The following is a 17,898-nucleotide window of genomic DNA, read 5'->3' on the forward strand; positions in this document are numbered from 1 at the left end:
TTCCAATGCCATTAATAGCTGATTTTTCCATGCTCAGCTTATTTCTTCTACCTCCTTTAGTTTTTTTCTTTTTATCAGCTTCTTCTAATATTTTTACCATCTTATCAAACGTACCACGCTTGACTCCTATTAATCTTCTGAATTGATCATCTGATAAAATCTTCACTTGTTCATATTTCAATTGCACAACCATAATATTTTTATTGACCTAGCTTGAGTATACACATATATCACAGTTTCGAAAGAGATCTAATATTGAATCCGCTGCTTTTTAAATGTTTAAATAACCTTTCGATAGCCCACCTATGTCTATATTTCTCAAAAGCTTTTTGCTCTAATTCTTCGCAAGAAGCTAAAATCATTAAATTGCCCGATTCATTTTTGGATGCGTAAATAATCACCTTGTGCCCCACAAAATTCCTTCGGAATACTCATATCCTAAAGGTTTTAAATTTGCAAAAGCTTTTGCTCCTCCTCCCTTCTCTAGTGAAGCGCGTCCAGCCTGTATTAACCTAAGATGCATGTTACAACGGAGCGCGATAATAAAATTAATTTTCTTTTAAAAAATCTAGCCAATCTTTATGCATAAATTCTCTATCGGCAAGTAAGCGCTCGATGTTAATATCGGGAAAATAGGTCAAAAATTTTTGTAAAAATTCTTTCATCAACCTTGTCGAACAAGTGCCGCAATGGGGCAAAAATTCCCACATAATCGGTACGGAAATATTAGACCTCTTGCATAAGCTATTCCGTGGGGTAATTTTGTTGTCAACACTCATTTGCGCTCCTCATATACTAGAGTATGCTGCGGCGCTCAACATCATTTTTCCTAAAAATTCCTCTTTCATTTTTAGGTTATGCAAGAGGTCTATTGTTTATAACTACCGCGAGAAATAAAATATTAATATCCGTTTTTCCGAATTTCCAATTAGTTCTGTCCATTGCCAAAACACAACTTGTGATTCCGAATAAACCGATGATTAACTTAGCAATCGAAATAAAATCTATAGTAAAGCTTTTCAATAAACGATAAATTCTATGAGTTTTAGATTTATCCTTTGCGGGACCAGGAAGAGATAGCGCAAGCTCTTTTTGGTGAATACCAGCACCCGTAATAATACTCAAGATTGCTGCAGCAAAAGATTTTACTCTTGATTTATTTCCGGCTATATGAGATGATAGCGCTTGAAGGCTTGAAGTAGTATATTATGCATTTTTGTCACAAAAAATAAACGATATATACTACTTCACACCCTCATAGTAAAGCCTTTCCTTAAAAAATGTAGGGTACTATGGCCTATTATAGCAATTCTTCTTTATATTTCAATATTTTACGTGACTGGTTCTAAATCTTTTAGCCGCTTTCTCTATGCTCTCTTTACTATCACGGACCTCTCTACGGATTGCCTCCGTTGTTCTGGCATTCGCGTGTAATATTTGTCCCATAAGATTTTTCTCCATAAATTATTCTCTTCATAATATACACCATTATTCTCTGGGATCAAACACTACTTAAGTATCATGTTGTTCGTGATGGATTAACCATTGCTTACGTTTGTTACCGCCGCTATATCCACCAATATTACCATCACTCCTAATGATACGATGGCATGGCACAATAATAGCTAGTCTATTAGCACCATTGGCGTTGGCAACGGCTCTATGCGCCATGTTTTTACCAATATTTTGTGCATGCAAGCTATAACTTTTAGTTTGACCATATGGAACATTTAGCAGCGCATTCCATACGGATATCTGAAACGGTGTACCGATCAGTTGAAATGATGTTGAGAATTTTTTCAATATTCCATCAAAATATAGCTGTAATTCTTTTTTGATAGACTCAATGGGATGGGTTATGCCATTAACCACCTTAGTAGCATTTTTATTTAACACTATCTTCTTCACTACACATTCTAACTGCGGTTTATTAGTGAATGCGAGAAGATAAAGACGCTCCTCATCAGCAATAACAAGCATCTCTCCAAGTTTGGTATACAACAGAGACTGTTTTAGTATATTGTTGCGCATATTGTTATTATACATACTATTGTTAAGAATAATAAAGACATTAAAAAAATAGTACGAGCATTGCTTCGAGTATCTTTTTAGTGTACAACATTCATGCAAAAACTACCTAGACAATTATCAATCATGTTAGCAAGATGGACTTTAGAACAAGCAGTAGAGATTTTTAATTTATCTCTAATGAACCTTATATATCAAGCGCAAACAATTCACAGACAGCATTTTGATGCAAATAAAATACAAATCAGCACCTTATTGAGCATCAAAACTGGCGGTTGTCCAGAAAATTGCTCTTATTGCCCGCAGTCTGCTCATTATAAAACAGGTCTCACAAAGGAGTCGTTGATGAATCTAGATGCTGTACTAACCGCAGCAAAGCGAGCAAAAGAAGCCGGTGCGAGTAGATTTTGCATGGGGGCTGCATGGCGTGGCCCGAAGGATGAAGATTTAGATAAGGTGTGCGCTATGGTTTTGGAAGTAAAAAAACTTGGGTTGGAAACATGCGTTACTTTAGGGTTATTGCGAGATGAACAGGCGCAAAGGTTGAAAGACGCTGGTTTAGATTTTTACAATCATAATATTGATACGTCTGAAAATTTCTACGGCAAAATTATAAAAACTCGCACCTTTCAAGATCGCATCAATACTATAAACTCTGTGCGTAAGGTCGGGCTGAAAGTGTGTTGTGGAGGTATTATCGGGTTAGGTGAAAGTAACGAAGATAGAATACAAATGTTGGTAACGCTAGCTAACTTAGAAGATCCGCCAGAGTCTGTACCAATTAACAAGCTGATTAAAGTGCCAGGCACCCCATTGGAAAACGCAAGTGGTAGATTCATTTGATTTTATCAGAACAATCGCAACGGCGCGCATCCTCATGCCTAAATCTTACATTCGACTATCAGCCGGGCGCGAGTCTATGTTAGATGAAACGCAGGCCTTGTGTTTTCTTGCCGGGGTTAATTCTATTTTTTACGGCGAAAAACTACTCACCGCCGATAATACGATGCCTGCAGACGATCGCGCGTTATTTGAGCGTTTAGGTTTAGAGTCTGTTAAAGTTGATACCAACTCTATTAGACCTCTTGCATAACCTATTCCGTGGGGTAATTTTGTTGTCAACACTCCTTTGCGCTCCTCATATACTAGAGTATACTGCGGCACTCAACATCATTTTTCCTAAAAATTCCCCCTTCATTTTTAGGTTATGCAAGAGGTCTATTGTGTTAAGCGAAGACTAGGGCTCTTTATAATCCCAGACCAGTTTTACGAACTCACTAATCATGAATGAAGATCGAAGGTTGCGTATGAATATTCTATTCGGATCTTTTTGATGAATATGAGGCAATATCTCCTCCATTGTTCCATTATTTCCTCCTGGTATTCGTTGATCATTCACGCTAACTATACACCCCCCGCTCACAATGGAGGAGATAAGAATCTTCATGCTTTTTATGATAGAGATGTCGTTTACTATAAAAGTAATCTCTATCTCACTATTAGATATCTCATTAATTACTAAATTGCCCTTACCATTTTCTTGAGTCATAGAATATGACGCTCCTAGGCAACTAACGTTTTCTACAACTCCTTTTGTTTGTACCTGATCATCTTTTTTACAGCTCACTTTCGGCGCGTCGAAGAAAATCTTATCGCGATCGGCCAAACAAACGCGTGTCAATTGCTTTTCATCAGCTACGCTAAAACCTTTTGCGCACCTACCATACACGCTCTCTCCAACCTGGGCCTGGGGCCATGTGGCATTGCCATCATTTTCGCTAGGGTTTGTCACAGCTTTGCAAAACGGCCATGGTACATCTACACATAAACCCATTTCCTTAGGCGTTTTGCTACGTACTATTTCCGTATTTTGATCATATTGCATACCATCATGAATATTTACAGTATTATCATAATATTGACTCTCAGATAGATCATACCCAGGACCTGGAGGGTCTATTCGGTCTTGAGGATCATAAGACGTAACGCAAATTTCTTGATTGTTAGGTGCAATATAACAATAATCATTCGGTGTACCCTTTAATTCTTTAATTTTTATAACAACACCATTTCTGCTTATCTGATCAATTTCGGTATGCTTAGTATCTTGCGCTATACATACTCTTAACCCTGGATATTTTATACGTATACCATTAAAATCCTTACAAGGGAAAATGTTGGTATTTTTTAATTTAGATAACACGCAGCCAGTAGTATCATCGCTATTGCATTTCGCAAAATTTAATGGATTGAGACATGCATAATCAGCGCCACGCGCATATACACCATTAATATATTCTAGACCATCTAGATATACTGCATCTGGATTGCTTTTTTTCTTTACAACATCATAAGGTTTTTGATCATCTGCATATCTGCCATAAATAGTAGATGCATTCAATGCTTTAGGATGTCCTAAAAATGGTTGAATTACGAATGATTTATCTGTAGCAAAAGCGTTAAATTGATAACCAGCTAAATGTATTGTATATTCTTGATCATTTTTTGCACCATCGTTTACTGAAGGAATTTTCACTACCGTAGCTGTATAATCAGAATCACTTTGAATTTGAGCAATGAATTGAGGTGAAAGATGACTATTGGTGCATGCAAAACCTGATAACATATTACAGTCATACACCATTGTCTTAAAATTTTTAGCTCGATTGACGCATGCCAATTGTTGATCTTGTTCGTATAGACATATATTATCTGTTGATTGATATTCTTCGTCTATTCTTGGAATACGCAGTGTAAGGGTACGAGAAATTTGTTTTGTATCACTTTGATGATCGATGAGCGTGCATGATTGAGAAATTGCTGCAGTACTATATGATGTTTCTTGAACTGGAAAAACAAGAGCAACATCCTTAAAATCTCCAAGATTTATGCCCCACACAGCCTGACAACGAACATTCGTGCTTACTGTACAATCTTCTATTGGATGAAAATCACCATTTTTATTTTGTTCATAGTGATAGTAATCACTCAAGACATCATTTTTTGCTCCCATTTTATAGCTATATAATACCCTAGCCTGCGTACTAGTAGTATCGTTAGAATTACGAAGAGTAAAACACAGAGCATCGCTCCCTCCACCTCCCTTGCATATGTTAATAATATCTGTGCTTTTGGTTAACTGATGAACCAAATTTGGACGGATTATACCATCCATAAATCCTTTAATTTCTACGCAAAAAGCTTTGTCACCCCCCCCATTGCACAATGGTACAAATCTATTGAATGTTACTCTAATAGCATTATGTATCAAATTATTCCTAGTATTATTGGAGACAACGCAAGGTCTTTGAATAGTAGATCTTTGTCCAGATTCACAAATCGACTCCAAGTTTGGAGTGGATGCAATGGATAAATTTTCACAATAAGGTGGAGGAAATGGGCCATTTGGAACATTAATACACCCTAGTTGCTCGTCTTCAACTACCCTATTTAGTGAACCAATTGCATCTAGAGCTTTCAATAGTAATTCTTGAGTCACCCAGTCCATGGCGCTAATGTAAAAATTTAAAAAAGCAGAGATAGCATCGCCAAGAGGATTAAATTTTACGAAAAGAGTTAACAAACTTACTAAGACTTTTCTTAAATCTTCTTGATATTTAACAAAAGATTCTATGATTTGAAAAATAGGATGTATTTGTGAAGTTTTATGCATTGGTTGATATGTAGGATTAAAATCCATTATGTCGGCGCTAAAACCACTAATAAGACCAGGGTCAAGATATCCACACATCTTTAATGGATTAAAGGAGACGACATTACCAAGATCATCTTTTATCTCTGGATCCTTGCGCGTCTCGCCATTTTCATCAATATACACCCCTCGAGTATATCCAGCATCCGCCGGCAATAATTTGCCCAATTCCCCGTCGTCATACCCTTCTGGCACTGATAGTCTAATACAAATTCTGCGAAAAGGATAAAAAGTCCATGGATCAAATATATTTAAACAATCTCCATTGCCACGTAAATTCTGCGACTGCACCGCGCATATTAGACCCAATGGGCATGTTTGCCACATCACCTGCACTACAACATCACTAATATCACTACTATCGTCAATGCTTTGCGCCAGACTTTTGGGAGCTTGTATACAAGATACTAAGGGAGAAGTAAAAGTTGGTATTTTTTGACCTAATAAACACCTTCTTCTTCCCCATGTGATAAAGTATGGAGGACATCCAGTTTGATAACCTTTTGAAATTATTTGACCGCCCCATTTCTCTTGTATCTCTGTTCCTTTGCCACATACCGTTTCCTCTATCGCATCCCATAAATTCCATGCATAAACATTTGATGCGCAATATATCTGAAGAAATATAAACAGTAAAACTCTTATGAACATGCAAAAATATAAATCTATTTTTTTAAACCCACAAATTCTTTGCGAACCTAGGTTACATACTTATAGATTATAACTTGCTTACGTCCACCAATAGCGATGGAATGATAGACCTAGCGTAAATTTTTTCCGAAATAGTTTCCAAAGTCTTACAGTCTGCACAACTATTACCATTGATTACAAGAGCAGATGAAATACCAACTTGAAGTGCGCCTAAAATGTCTTGCTCTAATGTATCACCTATCATCACAATTTTATTTAAATCAACATCCACATTATCTGCGCTCTTAATTATACTACTTAATAACTTTCGAAAGATCGCTTGGTGCGGCTTGCCAGCATAATGCACAATCCCACCAAACTGCTCTAGTTTCTTAGCAAAATAGCCAGCATTATAACGGATAGCGTTTTTAGAGCCTATGGTGTACATATCAGGATTTGCGCAAATATTTATAGTTTTTAACTCTATTGCGTGTTTTAAAATATCATCAAAAATATGCAGCTGCTCGTGATTTTCTTGGAATAAACTCAAAAGTAAGATGTTCGCCTGATCTAAATTCGTTGTAGTGTGCATACCTTCTATGATACTCGCATCATTCATGTTGTCATTTATATGGTAAACTATTGGATTGCGCAGCATCAACATTGCGTCTTTCGCGATATCGCCAGCAGTAATGATCTGACTTGGCGTAAGCTTTTCAAGCCCCCATTGCATTAACATTTCGCAACATGCATCAGATGTTCTTGATGTGTTCGACAAAAAGAAGACTTGCTTTCGCCCTTGTAATTCATTATTAAAAAAGTCGACTAACAATTGATTAATTTTATTGTGAATAATAAACACGCCCCATAAATCAAACACTAATACATCGTATAACTCGCACATTTGCCTAATGCCAAAAATTTTCTCAAACATACTATTCCTTTTAACTATTTATTTTATTCCTTGCTTTTGCGTATTACATATGGTAGCATAGGATACCGGGATTTGTTAGTTACTATATATAAAAAAGAAATCATGTTCCGGTTCAAAAATACTTCTCGTCTAAATTTCAAAAATACTACTTGTCAAGAGCTAGTAAAGCTCGGTTTCGGCTTCATGTACAGAAAATTTTGCAGCTATATTTGGCCTATTAAATCATATGAACTATCTAGATTTTTATGCATTACTCTATTGATGTTTTGTATATTAGGTATACAAAATTTAATTAGAGCGCTGAAGGATAGTGTAGTTACCACTATGATTGGTCCAGAAACCACTACTTTTTTAAAATTATATCTAGTAATGCCTAGCGCCTTCCTCTTTAGCGCTGTATATATTAAAATCATTTCTAAAGTAGATAGCGAATCTTTGTTTTATTATATCTTCCTCTCTTTTATTGCATTTTTTGCGCTGTTCGCTTTTGTATTATTCCCTAATCACGATGCATTTTCTTTCTCGCAAGAGTCGTTTGCAAATATCGTCGCAGCTCATCCACATTTAAAATGGTTTGTTTTATTAATAGGGAATTGGGGGTTATCGCTGTTTTATGTTATTTCCGAACTTTGGTCTAATATAGTATTCGCCCTACTCTTCTGGCAATTTGTTAATCGCATTACAAATGTAGAGCAATCTAAGAGATTCTATCCTCTCTTTACGCTACTAGGGCAAACTGGATTATATCTTTCTGGAGAATTTTTACAAAGATTAGATAAGTTATCGCAAGCATTAGTTAGCCATAACTTAGCTGTGCATATAGAAGAAGCTTCAGTAAAAATTGTACTTTCTGTAGTGTTGGTCTTAGGTCTAATCAGTCTACTAAGCTTCAGGTATATCACGACTAAAATTTTATCCGAGAAAGAAAGGGCGATGGCCAAAAATCTATCTGCCAAAACTCATCCAAAATTTATGGATAGCCTAAAATTAATCTTTTCTTCCAAATACATCACCCTCATCACATTATTGCTCATATGTTATGGCGTCGTGATTAACCTTGCAGAAATGCCATGGAAGGCTACGGTCTCTAAAGTATATAAAACCCCCACCGAATACTTAATGTTTGTTGGACACTATTTAAGTTGGACGGGTATTTTGATAATACTATTTTCCATTTTGGGCTCAAATTTAGTGCGTAAAATTGGCTGGATGTCGGCTGCCATGGTTACTCCGGTGATGGTAATTAGCACTGGTTTGGTGTACTTTATAGCAGTGAATTTTAATATCACCCCTATTTTAAATACCTTGGGGGTAGCATGCAGTGATCCTCTAATGCTGGCTGTGCAGATCGGCGCGCTGCAAAATGTTTTGAGTAAATCGAGCAAGTATACTTTATTCGACTCTACAAAAGAAATGGCATATGTACCGCTCGATCCAGAGTTAAAAAGTAAAGGTAAGGCATCTGCAGATTTAATAGGCACAAAGCTTGGTAAATCTATGAGTTCACTGCTGCAGTCTACGATATTTATACTTTTTCCAGCAGCAACATACGAGTCAGTGACGCAATATTTGCTTTATATTTTCGCTGTGATTGCGATAGTTTGGCTTTATACAGTATATTCTCTAAATGGAGAATATAAGAAAGCGATTGCCGTCTCTAAAAATTAATTAATAGTTAATTAAATATTAATAAATTAATCACAATTTGCTTCCAGTGGGTTATTTGCTAATTTAGCGCGAAATCACTTGCAATTTGTCGCGATACATGGTAGAATTCGGGGATGTGAGTTTGTTTGCCGCTATAGCTCAGTGGTGGAGCACATCATTGGTAATGATGAGGACGTAGGTTCGATTCTTACTAGCGGCACCATGAATTTTACTAAAAATTATTTGATAAGTAATTTGATATTTATTTTATATATTTATTTTATTTATATATATTTACTATTGAACCTTTAACTTTGTTTTTATTTGTTAAGAAAATCACTTTATGTCTGTAAAAATCCGTCTAGCTAGAGGTGGTGCGAAAGACACTCCTTTTTATAGAATAGTTGTTGCATGTACAAGAGCTCCGCGCGATGGCGCTTTTTTGGAAAAGCTTGGCACTTATAATCCTATGCTCACACAAGATAATCCGCTAAGGGTTGTTTTAAATGTTGAGCGTATAGAACATTGGCTTGCGAGTGGGGCGGTACCGAGTATGACTGTATTGAGATTAATAAAGCAAAAATGCGCCCTACCCTCTTTTGTTCAAGCTCAATTAGAAAAAGAAGAGAAGTTAATAGCTAGGCGGATAGCAAAACGCTCTGCGACAACCCAATCAGAAGCTGCCGCCGCTTCTGCTTAGAATTAAGCCATTCTTTTTTTCAAGTAGAAAATTTGTTGCTCAACTCCGCTCGCCGCTTTGTTTTCTCTGCGTATAGATGGTGGGGTGTGTTGTCAGATGGTTTTTTGTCATTTGTACCGTTGTCAATAGTGAGCTTCTTGTGGCCGTAATACCGAGTAATTTATGTAAGAATAGGGGGAATAAAAAAATTAAACGATAGGAATTTATACTCCAAAATTCTTTTAATACCCTTTGAGCCTTATACTTATAGTAAATTAAGTTGAGGTTTGCAAGGTAAGAAACTGGTTCAAAGCTTCATAAAGTTTATCAAAAGAAGATATTCTGTCCTTAATCCAACGTTTCATATTTGCATAGAATTTTTCTATCGGATTTAAGTCTGGAGAATATGGAGGCAAAAATACAAGCTTGCACCCTACAGATTCTATCAACTCTTTAACTTTCTGAGATTTATGAAATGCAGCATTATCCATAATCACTACTTGACCAGCTTTTAGTTCTTTGATTAGAAATTTCTCTAGCCATGCCTCAATTAATTGTGTATTACACGAACCATTAAATACCATTGATGCTATTGATGTATGATTAACATAACCAGCTATAATGTTTGTTCTTTGATAGTATTTGCCGTTCTTTTTCCCAAGTAGCTTCCCCCAACCTCTGCTTTAAATACTCATATCAATACCGCTTATCATCTATATACACAAGACTTTGAATTGGTATACCCCTTATTCTTTGTTTATATTGCTCACGTTTTTTTTCGCAAGCTTCTACATAGGTAAAATCTTTTTTTATAGATATAGTAATTTAGGTTGAATTAGGTATTTTAAAGAAATAGCCTTATATAATTGATCAAATTCAGTATTTTAATCTATCGTTTCATATTAGCCCAAAATTTCCCTATTGGATTCAGATCTGGTGAATATGGAGGCAAAAAAATGATCCTGCAATTTACTATTCAATCAATAGACCTCTTGCATAACTTATTATGCTGATAACTCCATGTTATAAATAGCTGCAATCAAATTGAATCTGAGGCCAAACCTTTTTCGTCTGTTTCTATATTTGTCAGAGATGATTTTAAATCGTTTAATCATGCCGATAACATTTTCACCACTCTTTCACTGGCAAGCTCTTGATTCTTCTCCTTATCCTCTTTTGTTAACGGGTTTTTCTTAGTCTTCTTTCTTGGTAACTCAGATTTGCTATGCAGCTTTTGTATGCCTTGATACCCGGTATCAGTAATAGCTTTTATAGAAGGATTTATCTTTGTTCTCGACTCTTTAAATAGCCTAAAATCATGCCGTTTACCATTTGCAAAAGCAGTGCATATTACTTGTTTCATCTTCTTACCGACAACAACTTGGGTTTTTAATAGACCTCTTTCGAAACTCGCTCAATTAAGAGCAAATGCGAGGAGTGTAGGAAGCACAGAGCCGCAGCGTACATGAAGTACGTGAGGACTTGCGCATCGACAGCGTCGCCACAGTTGCCATCAGGAGTAGAGTTAGGAAAGAGGTCTATTGGCGTTTCTGTTGTATCTATTAGTATAACTTCATATTCCATATCGCTTCTAAGTAATGCCTTGCGACCAGGCAAAGCAAAATCAGGATGTTTGATTAGCGTATCTTCTATCCACTTAATTCCTTTGTAACAGGAACTCTCGCTTATTCCATAACTTTGACTAACATGGCAATAGACCTCTTGCATAACCTAAAAATGAAGGAGGAATTTTTAGGAAAAATGATGTTGAGTACCGCAGCATACTCTAGTATATGAGGAGCGCAAAGGAATTTTGACAACAAAATTACCCCACGGAATAGGTTATGCAAGAGGTCTATGGAAATATGTACGGTATTCTCTGATATATTCCAATGCCATTAATAGCTGATTTGCCATGCTCAGCTTATTTCTTCTACCTCCTTTAGTTTTTTTCTTTTTATCAGCTGCTTCTAATATTTTTACCATCTTATCAAACGTACCACGCTTAACTCCTGTTAATCTTCTGAATTGATCATCTGATAAAATCTTCACTTGTTCATATTTCAATTGCACAACCATAATATTTTTATTGACCTAGCTTGAGTATACACATATATCACAGTTTCGAAAGAGATCTAGTGAATTCATGAACTTTTTAAAAAACTTGATAGTCGAGTTACATCATTGCTATAGCTTTTTGTCATTTTTCCTTTCATTATAACGAAAAATTATATCTAATTCAACCTAAATTACTATATATACTCACAGCTCTGCGTCTTTATTCGTTCTTGGCCCAGCGCGAGTTCAGAAAGAGGTCTATTTTTTAGCCATCGGGTGATGCGATAAATAAGATTCAATAATTTTGCGTTTGCTCACCTTAGTATAAACTTGCGTAGTGCTAAGGCTAGCATGCCCAAGTAACTCTTGTATGGAACGCAAATCAGCCTCATTGTCTAATAAGTGAGTCGCGCACGAGTGCCGAAAGGCATGGGCGCTTAAATGCTTTGGTAGGTTTGATTGATGACGCAATTTTAACAAGGAAGCCGCAAATACGCCACGATGCAGCTTCTTACCCTTCTGTCCTAAAAACACATACTCACTATTATAGGGGTTAGGAGTGAGCGCAATGCTAGCCTCAATCACCTCGCGTACTTCAGGCATTAACGGCAAAAGGCGTTGTTTGGATCGCTTGCCAGTAACCTTAATATATTCATTTAATTCCTTCTTCTTGATGCTCAACGCTTCTGATATTCTCATACCAGTGGTATACAGCAATAAGATTAATGCCTTATTTCTGAGCGCCACCCAAGGTTCACGAACATTCTGATTCTGTAGCGCAATCACCTCTTCTATCTCTTTTATTTCTAGGGCTTTAAATAAGTGATGATGTTTCTTTGGGAATTTTACCGCAAATATTGCTGGACAGTTAATAGAAAGGGTGGTGTCTAGAAATTTATAAAAACTACGTAAGGCCGAGAGAGACCTTGCATTAGATGTAGACTGATAGCTCACTCCCACTCTTTTAGCCAACCAACTCCTAATAGCGAGGGCATCTATTTTTGCTAGCTCATCTAACGTAATCACGTCCTGCGTATAATCGCTGAGAAAATTGAGAAAATGCTTAACATCACGATGATAGCTGTTAGTTGTATTTTCCCCATATCTCTTGCTGTGCTTTAAGTATCCCATCCATTTACTAAGCACTTCTTGCAACTGGTTGTGATGTAAAGACTCTACCATCACTTCCACTCTACTGATCGGTTCTAATTTTCACTAAACAAGACATGCCAGTTTTAATTCTTTCTTTAATTTCAGCTGGAGCATCAAAATCTATTCTCACAGTCACACGCTGTACAATTTTGGTAAAATTACCGGTGGCATTATCTGTGGGAATTAGCGAGAAACAAGAGCCAGTAGCTGGCGAAATACTTACGATTTTACCTATAATTTTATCTTTTGGTAGGGCATCAACCACGATTACAGCTTCCAAACCCGGGGTTAATTTACCAACCTGAGTTTCTTTAAGGTTTGCATTAAGATAGAAGTTATTATGCACTACAGAAAATATCGCCGCTCCTTGTCGCACGTAATTGCCAACTTTTAAATTACTATTAGCTAGCACCCCATCTACTGGCGCGATAATTTTTGTTCGCTCTAGATTGCGCGAGGCAATGGCGTAGTTTTGAGTTAGCGCGAGAAGTTTATGCTCCGTTTCTTTTCTCTGTAACCGCAATACATTCATGTTATGCTGCATAATTTCCATATCTAAATCTGCATTTGTCGCGTCAGTTTTAGATTTTTCAAAGTTAATAGTAGCACTATCAAGAGCTTTCTGGCTATTTACTTGTATTTGATTGAGCTGAAAATTTCGCTCATATTCACGCTGCATAATTTGTGTGTTAGTTTTAGCAAATTTATCAAGCTCTCTTTTTTGCTCTATCTGGCGTTCTAAGATCGCTATGCGCTCATCTATCACCGCGCACTCTAACTTACAGCCTTCGATAGATTCAGAAAGGCTTTGAGCAGTAGATTCGTAGTCTTGCTCGTCTATCAATGCTATCACATCACCCTTCTCTACTTTCTGATAATTATCTATCATCACCCTTGTTACTTTGCCAGCAATCTCAGAGCCAACATTAGATATATCGCTAGCTATATAGGCATTATCACTCACGATAGTGTTGAACCACACATACATTTTATAAGATATGATAGGCACGAGCACAAAGGCGCAAATCGCGAGATTGCGTTTATTGGCTTTGATTTTTTCAAGAAATTTAGGCATAGATGTTTTAATTGTAATATGCGGTACGAGTGAAAAATAATTTATAGTGAAAGATTTTTAATCTGACAATAGACTCTTGCAAAACTCGCTCATGATGAGCAAATGAAAAGCGCAGAACTCCTGAACATACATAAAGTTAAGTGAGGACTCGCACATCGATAGGACGACGCAGTTGCCATCAGGAGTAGAGCCTTGCGCGAAGAGTATAATGATTACGTACCTACCTAACTATATAATATCATCATTTATCTCTTTCCTTAGGATATCACGTCTCATCACTCCCTTCAACTTGATAGATTAGATCTCTTTCCAAACTCACTCATGATGGACAAATGCGAGAAGCGTACGAAGCGCAGAACTCCTGAACGTACATAAAGTTAAGTGAGGACTCGCACATCGATAGGACGACGCAGTTGCCATCAGGAGTAGAGTGTCGAAAGAGGTCTATTTTACACCTCATATCTTAGAGTAAAAACATTAGACTTTTTGCATCAAGCATTTTATATATTCGCAACACTCAAACGCACAGACAACCCGGGTATCTTACACATAAGGATTATGACTTTTAACTAAAATAAATCTCACTGGTATATTATTTAAACCAAAAGCCTGACACAAACTATTTTTTAAATATCTCTGATAAGAATCAGGCACATTCTCTGGGTTATTCGCAAACAACTTAAAAGTAGGTGGCCTAATTTTAGTTTGCGTAATATATTTGATTCGTACTCTACCACTGCCTTTTTGGGTTGGCAGCGCATGTTTTTTTATAGCAGAAATCAGCCATTCATTTAATTTGCTAGTAGAGATCTTCGTATTCCAGCACTCATATGCCACTAATACCTTCTGTAATACCTGCTCTATGTTGCTTTTATGTAGAGCAGAAATAAAAATCGCTTCTAAATTCTTAATATCTATAGTACCATCTAATCTCTTTTGTAAAGCTTTTTGGTAAACGCTTCTGTCTCGCACTAAGTCCCACTTGTTTATAACCAATACCACGCTTCTACCGTTCCTAATAGCATATTCAGCAATAGTTAAATCTTGCTGCTCTGTAGCGCCTTGCGCATCTAGCAATAACACAACAACATGAGCAAAATTAATATTGTGTATTGCATCTCCCACAGATAACTTCTCTAATTGATCATGAATTAAATGTTTTTTGCGCAAACCTGGAGTATCTATTAATTCTAATGTTCGCCCTTTATATTCAAATAAAACATCTATAGCCTCCCTAGTACTACCAGCCTGAGGACTCACTAAAACTCGTGCTTCAGATAAAATACTGTTTACAAAAGTCGATTTGCCAGAATTAGGACGACCCACTATAGCAATCTTAATATTTTCACCATTCTTCTCTATATCATCGCAAAACGCCTGATCTTCTTGGCGCCAGCCAGACTCTATGATGTTTTGTATTAGAATAACCAAAGCACTTTTCAAATCATCAATACCAATACCATGTATAGCAGAAATCACTATAGGTTCTAGTGAAGACAAACCTGACATGGAATAATAATCTTGATTTATCTTTGATATTGCTTCGCATTTATTCACTACTAATAAACATGGTTTATTGTATTTTCTTATCCTTTCGGCGAATAAAAAATCATCAGCGTGTAGGCCGTTTTTACCATCTATAATAAAACATATGATATCAGCTTCTTCCATTGCTTTCACAGCCTGTTGCATCATCTGGTTGGCTATGGAAAACTGTCGCGATGAGTGATCTAGCGTACTCATTTCCTTCTGTTCTTCTAGGCCGGGGGTATCTATAAGCTTGAGTAAATAACCATCTATCGAAATTGTTGCATATTTTCTATCTCGTGTTACGCCCGGAATATCATACACAATCGCTTTTTTCTTATCACTGAAGCGATTAAAGAGACTAGATTTTCCAACATTTGCCCTTCCTATCAAGGCAACAATCATTTGTTTTTTACTCATAGCAAAGTTTTTTATTAGTAATTTGGGATATATCTTTGATCTTAACTGAAAATTAGAGATGAAATTGTGCAATTTCTAAAATTTGCTCCAATAGAGCGTAAGATATGTTAATAAATACTAGATAGAATACGCCAAAAATAGTGAGGGCTTGCACTGGAGTGATAAGAAAAAAAATTTGCAAATTCGGCATCAACCTCGCTAGTATTCCTCCTCCAATAGAAAGAGCTAAACTAACAATAATACATGGCGCTGATAATTTAAAACTCAATATAAAGCTATTACCAACAAGTCGCACTATCATATGAGACATATCTTCCGTTTTTAGCATCTGCCCCACGTTGAATTTATCGTAAGATTCCACGAAGGCTTCTATAAATATATGATGTGAGTTTGTAACAAAGATGAGATTGACTATATATATTACTAAAAAAGTACCAAACACTGGTATCTGAATTTTTAAAGACGGGTTGAAAAATGTTGCTGAAGATAGGCTCGATTGCATTGCAAATATCTGACTAATCAGCTCTATAGTGAGAAAGTATAGATACATTCCAATACCCAAAATTACACCAATAATACACTCCGCAAAAATACATAGACATTTTTGTGACAAGTTTGCTTGCGTCAAATGCGTGAATTTATCATGTACTACTGGCAATATCACAAAACTTATCGCCAGTATCATAGGTATTTTTATGTTATTAGAAATGTATCTATCGCCTAAAGCCGGAGTGAGTACTATCATGCTTGCTAGACGACAAATCACTAAAAAGTAACTAAAGACTAAGTTATCTAAGTCACCATTTAACATAATTTTTCTCTTTTACGCCTTAATCTTAATTGGATATAGAGATTTGCACTATTGTTTGTTTTTATGCACAAACCCGTATAGCAAATATATTAGACGTAAAAAACACGAAAAGCAAAAAGCACCCATCCTCTCAAAAACCTCTCGAATACCTCCACATAAATAGACCTGCTGCGTAAGTTGTTATTTTAGGAAAAATTGTATATAAAGTATGAAACTCCACTGATAAAAAAGAGGTTTCATGTCGATAAGATACATCAAGATTCGGAAAAATCCAAAAAAATTTCAGCGTCTGTTTGGAATCACACCGCAAGAATTTGAGATTATCCTTAAAAAGGTGGAGCCGAGGTAGCATGAACGCGTCATTTCAGGCTACAAACGACCCGGTCGCAACTTAATTGGACCTTTCGGACATGATTTTGATGCTGTGGCTGTGTTATAGGAGCTATGCGACGTAGATTTTTGTGGGCTATATGTTTGGGATTGATGATTCGCGCGTGTGCCGCATTATTCGGCGCCTTGAGCCGGTTTTGGCCAGGGTCATGGCCATACAAAAGGATAAAAAATTGTCTAAGAAAGAGGTTGAAAGCCTCCTTATCGACGCGACTGAGCGCTCTATTGAACGACCAAAGAAGGGCCGAAAACCATATTATTCTGGCAAAAAAGCGCCACACCTTAAAAACTGAGATCCGCGTCACCAAAAAGGGATGTATCGTTCATGTATCAAAAACCCATCCTGGATCGATGCATGATTTTACGGTTTTTAAAGCTGAGAAACGTCCTCCAAAAGAGCCTCGACTTTTTGTGGCTTCAGGTTATCAGGGCATCACAGACATTCATCAAAACGCTGATTTCCCCTGTAAAGCTTCAAAAAATAAACCCTTAGACGCGGAAGAAAAAGAGTACAACACGGGGCTTTTCAAAGTTCAGGTCGTTGTTGAGCATGTGTTCGGCGACATCAAAACGTTTAAAATTATGGCTGACCGCTATCGCAACAAAATCAAACGTTACAACGTGAAATTTAGAACCAGTCACGCAAAAGGTTGAAGTATTGGAGGGACATCGTTATGATTGGCATCAAAGGGAGGATATGAGATGTCAACGAGCTATACGAGTGATTTAACAGATGAAGAATGGGCCGTAGTCGAAAAGATAATTTACAAAAGAAGGGGGAAACAAGGCAGGCCGCCCCCTAGGGATGCCAGACGTTTATGGGATGGTATATTTT

The 17,898-nt window shown here is 36.7% G+C and carries 19 protein-coding genes, 1 tRNA gene and 5 pseudogenes; 7 read left to right on the top strand and 18 right to left on the bottom strand.

Features of this window, described 5'->3' with window-relative positions; all coding sequences use genetic code 11:
• The 3 genes and pseudogenes from Sarmat_RS02815 to Sarmat_RS07060 form a co-directional block, all read right to left on the bottom strand.
• A pseudogene (locus tag Sarmat_RS02815) lies at positions 1–181 on the bottom strand (IS5/IS1182 family transposase); the annotation flags it as partial.
• Positions 182–230: 49 nt separating this feature from the next.
• Entirely contained in the window at positions 231–362 is a 132-nt protein-coding gene (locus tag Sarmat_RS07330) for a transposase (RefSeq protein WP_410520494.1), read from the bottom strand.
• Between the two features lie 35 nt (positions 363–397).
• Positions 398–523, bottom strand: a complete 126-nt coding sequence (locus Sarmat_RS07060) for a hypothetical protein (protein WP_279611743.1) — start codon at positions 521–523, stop codon at positions 398–400.
• A gap of 212 nt (positions 524–735) precedes the next feature.
• Between Sarmat_RS07060 and Sarmat_RS02825 the strand changes: the two genes are divergently transcribed.
• Positions 736–897, top strand: coding sequence for a hypothetical protein (locus tag Sarmat_RS02825; protein WP_202149333.1), 162 nt, complete (start codon positions 736–738; stop codon positions 895–897).
• Here Sarmat_RS02825 and Sarmat_RS02830 read toward each other — a convergent pair.
• The 3 genes from Sarmat_RS02830 to Sarmat_RS02840 form a co-directional block, all read right to left on the bottom strand.
• Entirely contained in the window at positions 856–1,125 is a 270-nt protein-coding gene (locus Sarmat_RS02830; RefSeq protein WP_202149334.1) for a hypothetical protein, read from the bottom strand. The two genes, Sarmat_RS02825 and Sarmat_RS02830, sit on opposite strands and share 42 nt — an antisense overlap.
• Before the next feature lie 198 nt (positions 1,126–1,323).
• A complete protein-coding gene (locus Sarmat_RS02835) occupies positions 1,324–1,461 on the bottom strand; it encodes a hypothetical protein (RefSeq protein WP_202149335.1) in 138 nt (45 codons plus the stop codon).
• Positions 1,462–1,512: 51 nt separating this feature from the next.
• The gene (locus Sarmat_RS02840; RefSeq protein WP_202149336.1) at positions 1,513–2,031 is read right to left on the bottom strand and encodes a methylated-DNA--[protein]-cysteine S-methyltransferase; all 519 of its coding nucleotides are present in this window, start codon (positions 2,029–2,031) and stop codon (positions 1,513–1,515) included.
• A gap of 123 nt (positions 2,032–2,154) precedes the next feature.
• Between Sarmat_RS02840 and bioB the strand changes: the two are divergent.
• Both bioB and Sarmat_RS02850 read left to right on the top strand, forming a co-directional pair.
• Positions 2,155–3,121 (top strand): annotated as a pseudogene (gene bioB, locus Sarmat_RS02845) (biotin synthase BioB).
• Positions 3,114–3,269, top strand: a complete 156-nt coding sequence (locus tag Sarmat_RS02850; protein WP_202149337.1) for a hypothetical protein — start codon at positions 3,114–3,116, stop codon at positions 3,267–3,269. Before bioB ends, Sarmat_RS02850 begins: the two are co-directional and overlap by 8 nt.
• Here the strand turns inward: Sarmat_RS02850 and Sarmat_RS02855 are convergent.
• Together Sarmat_RS02855 and Sarmat_RS02860 are read right to left on the bottom strand one after the other, a co-directional pair.
• Positions 3,266–6,391 carry a hypothetical protein gene (locus Sarmat_RS02855; RefSeq protein WP_202149338.1) on the bottom strand — a complete coding sequence of 1,042 codons (3,126 nt, stop codon included), beginning with the start codon at positions 6,389–6,391 and terminating at the stop codon, positions 3,266–3,268. The genes Sarmat_RS02850 and Sarmat_RS02855 overlap by 4 nt on opposite strands.
• Before the next feature lie 67 nt (positions 6,392–6,458).
• Positions 6,459–7,304: a TIGR01459 family HAD-type hydrolase gene (locus Sarmat_RS02860; protein ID WP_202149339.1), complete on the bottom strand. Its 846-nt coding sequence runs from the start codon at positions 7,302–7,304 to the stop codon at positions 6,459–6,461.
• 183 nt (positions 7,305–7,487) lie between these two features.
• Here Sarmat_RS02860 and Sarmat_RS02865 point away from each other — a divergent pair, with 183 nt between their 5' ends.
• The 3 genes from Sarmat_RS02865 to rpsP all read left to right on the top strand — a co-directional run bounded on the left by Sarmat_RS02865 (position 7,488) and on the right by rpsP (position 9,651).
• Positions 7,488–8,972 carry an Npt1/Npt2 family nucleotide transporter gene (locus Sarmat_RS02865; protein ID WP_202149340.1) on the top strand — a complete coding sequence of 495 codons (1,485 nt, stop codon included), beginning with the start codon at positions 7,488–7,490 and terminating at the stop codon, positions 8,970–8,972.
• Between the two features lie 127 nt (positions 8,973–9,099).
• Positions 9,100–9,174, top strand: a tRNA-Thr gene (locus Sarmat_RS02870).
• Positions 9,175–9,294: 120 nt separating this feature from the next.
• Positions 9,295–9,651, top strand: a complete 357-nt coding sequence (gene rpsP / locus Sarmat_RS02875) for a 30S ribosomal protein S16 (protein ID WP_202149341.1) — start codon at positions 9,295–9,297, stop codon at positions 9,649–9,651.
• A gap of 254 nt (positions 9,652–9,905) precedes the next feature.
• Here the strand turns inward: rpsP and Sarmat_RS02880 are convergent, their stop codons facing one another.
• The 10 genes and pseudogenes from Sarmat_RS02880 to Sarmat_RS02925 all read right to left on the bottom strand — a co-directional run bounded on the left by Sarmat_RS02880 (position 9,906) and on the right by Sarmat_RS02925 (position 16,673).
• The gene (locus Sarmat_RS02880; RefSeq protein ID WP_244127108.1) at positions 9,906–10,214 is read right to left on the bottom strand and encodes an IS630 family transposase; all 309 of its coding nucleotides are present in this window, start codon (positions 10,212–10,214) and stop codon (positions 9,906–9,908) included.
• Positions 10,215–10,519: 305 nt separating this feature from the next.
• Entirely contained in the window at positions 10,520–10,606 is an 87-nt protein-coding gene (locus tag Sarmat_RS06825; RefSeq protein WP_341826602.1) for a transposase, read from the bottom strand.
• A 28-nt stretch (positions 10,607–10,634) separates the two neighbouring features.
• Positions 10,635–11,032 (bottom strand): annotated as a pseudogene (locus tag Sarmat_RS02890) (transposase family protein); the annotation flags it as partial.
• A gap of 136 nt (positions 11,033–11,168) precedes the next feature.
• Positions 11,169–11,340: pseudogene (locus tag Sarmat_RS02895) on the bottom strand (IS5/IS1182 family transposase); the annotation flags it as partial.
• A complete protein-coding gene (locus Sarmat_RS02900; RefSeq protein WP_202149342.1) occupies positions 11,316–11,480 on the bottom strand; it encodes a hypothetical protein in 165 nt (54 codons plus the stop codon). The pseudogene Sarmat_RS02895 and the gene Sarmat_RS02900, both read right to left, overlap by 25 nt.
• Before the next feature lie 10 nt (positions 11,481–11,490).
• Positions 11,491–11,697: pseudogene (locus Sarmat_RS02905) on the bottom strand (IS5/IS1182 family transposase); the annotation flags it as partial.
• Between the two features lie 249 nt (positions 11,698–11,946).
• Positions 11,947–12,870 (bottom strand): tyrosine-type recombinase/integrase, encoded by a 924-nt coding sequence (locus Sarmat_RS02910; RefSeq protein ID WP_202149343.1) that lies wholly within the window; start codon positions 12,868–12,870, stop codon positions 11,947–11,949.
• Between the two features lie 10 nt (positions 12,871–12,880).
• A complete protein-coding gene (locus tag Sarmat_RS02915; RefSeq protein WP_202149344.1) occupies positions 12,881–13,915 on the bottom strand; it encodes an HlyD family secretion protein in 1,035 nt (344 codons plus the stop codon).
• Between the two features lie 543 nt (positions 13,916–14,458).
• A complete protein-coding gene (gene der, locus Sarmat_RS02920) occupies positions 14,459–15,862 on the bottom strand; it encodes a ribosome biogenesis GTPase Der (protein WP_202149345.1) in 1,404 nt (467 codons plus the stop codon).
• Between the two features lie 52 nt (positions 15,863–15,914).
• Positions 15,915–16,673, bottom strand: a complete 759-nt coding sequence (locus Sarmat_RS02925; RefSeq protein ID WP_202149346.1) for a flagellar biosynthetic protein FliR — start codon at positions 16,671–16,673, stop codon at positions 15,915–15,917.
• A 579-nt stretch (positions 16,674–17,252) separates the two neighbouring features.
• Between Sarmat_RS02925 and Sarmat_RS02930 the strand changes: the two genes are divergently transcribed.
• A complete protein-coding gene (locus tag Sarmat_RS02930; protein WP_202149347.1) occupies positions 17,253–17,717 on the top strand; it encodes a transposase family protein in 465 nt (154 codons plus the stop codon).
• The last annotated feature ends 181 nt before the right edge of the window (positions 17,718–17,898 follow it).

The sequence above is a fragment of the Candidatus Sarmatiella mevalonica genome, from assembly GCF_016751895.1.
Lineage (GTDB): Bacteria > Pseudomonadota > Alphaproteobacteria > Rickettsiales > Rickettsiaceae > Sarmatiella > Sarmatiella mevalonica.

Bases quoted from the DNA above. Each gene is read 5' to 3' on its own strand.
- Sarmat_RS02835 (WP_202149335.1), bottom strand. From the start codon at position 1,461: ATGGAGAAAAATCTTATGGGACAAATATTACACGCGAATGCCAGAACA.
- Sarmat_RS02865 (WP_202149340.1), top strand. From the start codon at position 7,488: ATGTACAGAAAATTTTGCAGCTATATTTGGCCTATTAAATCATATGAA.
- Sarmat_RS02915 (WP_202149344.1), bottom strand. From the start codon at position 13,915: ATGCCTAAATTTCTTGAAAAAATCAAAGCCAATAAACGCAATCTCGCG.
- Sarmat_RS02855 (WP_202149338.1), bottom strand. From the start codon at position 6,391: ATGTTCATAAGAGTTTTACTGTTTATATTTCTTCAGATATATTGCGCA.
- Sarmat_RS07060 (WP_279611743.1), bottom strand. From the start codon at position 523: ATGCATCTTAGGTTAATACAGGCTGGACGCGCTTCACTAGAGAAGGGA.
- Sarmat_RS07330 (WP_410520494.1), bottom strand. From the start codon at position 362: ATGATTTTAGCTTCTTGCGAAGAATTAGAGCAAAAAGCTTTTGAGAAA.
- der (WP_202149345.1), bottom strand. From the start codon at position 15,862: ATGAGTAAAAAACAAATGATTGTTGCCTTGATAGGAAGGGCAAATGTT.
- Sarmat_RS02880 (WP_244127108.1), bottom strand. From the start codon at position 10,214: ATGGTATTTAATGGTTCGTGTAATACACAATTAATTGAGGCATGGCTA.
- Sarmat_RS02860 (WP_202149339.1), bottom strand. From the start codon at position 7,304: ATGTTTGAGAAAATTTTTGGCATTAGGCAAATGTGCGAGTTATACGAT.
- Sarmat_RS02910 (WP_202149343.1), bottom strand. From the start codon at position 12,870: ATGGTAGAGTCTTTACATCACAACCAGTTGCAAGAAGTGCTTAGTAAA.
- Sarmat_RS02840 (WP_202149336.1), bottom strand. From the start codon at position 2,031: ATGCGCAACAATATACTAAAACAGTCTCTGTTGTATACCAAACTTGGA.
- rpsP (WP_202149341.1), top strand. From the start codon at position 9,295: ATGTCTGTAAAAATCCGTCTAGCTAGAGGTGGTGCGAAAGACACTCCT.
- Sarmat_RS02925 (WP_202149346.1), bottom strand. From the start codon at position 16,673: ATGTTAAATGGTGACTTAGATAACTTAGTCTTTAGTTACTTTTTAGTG.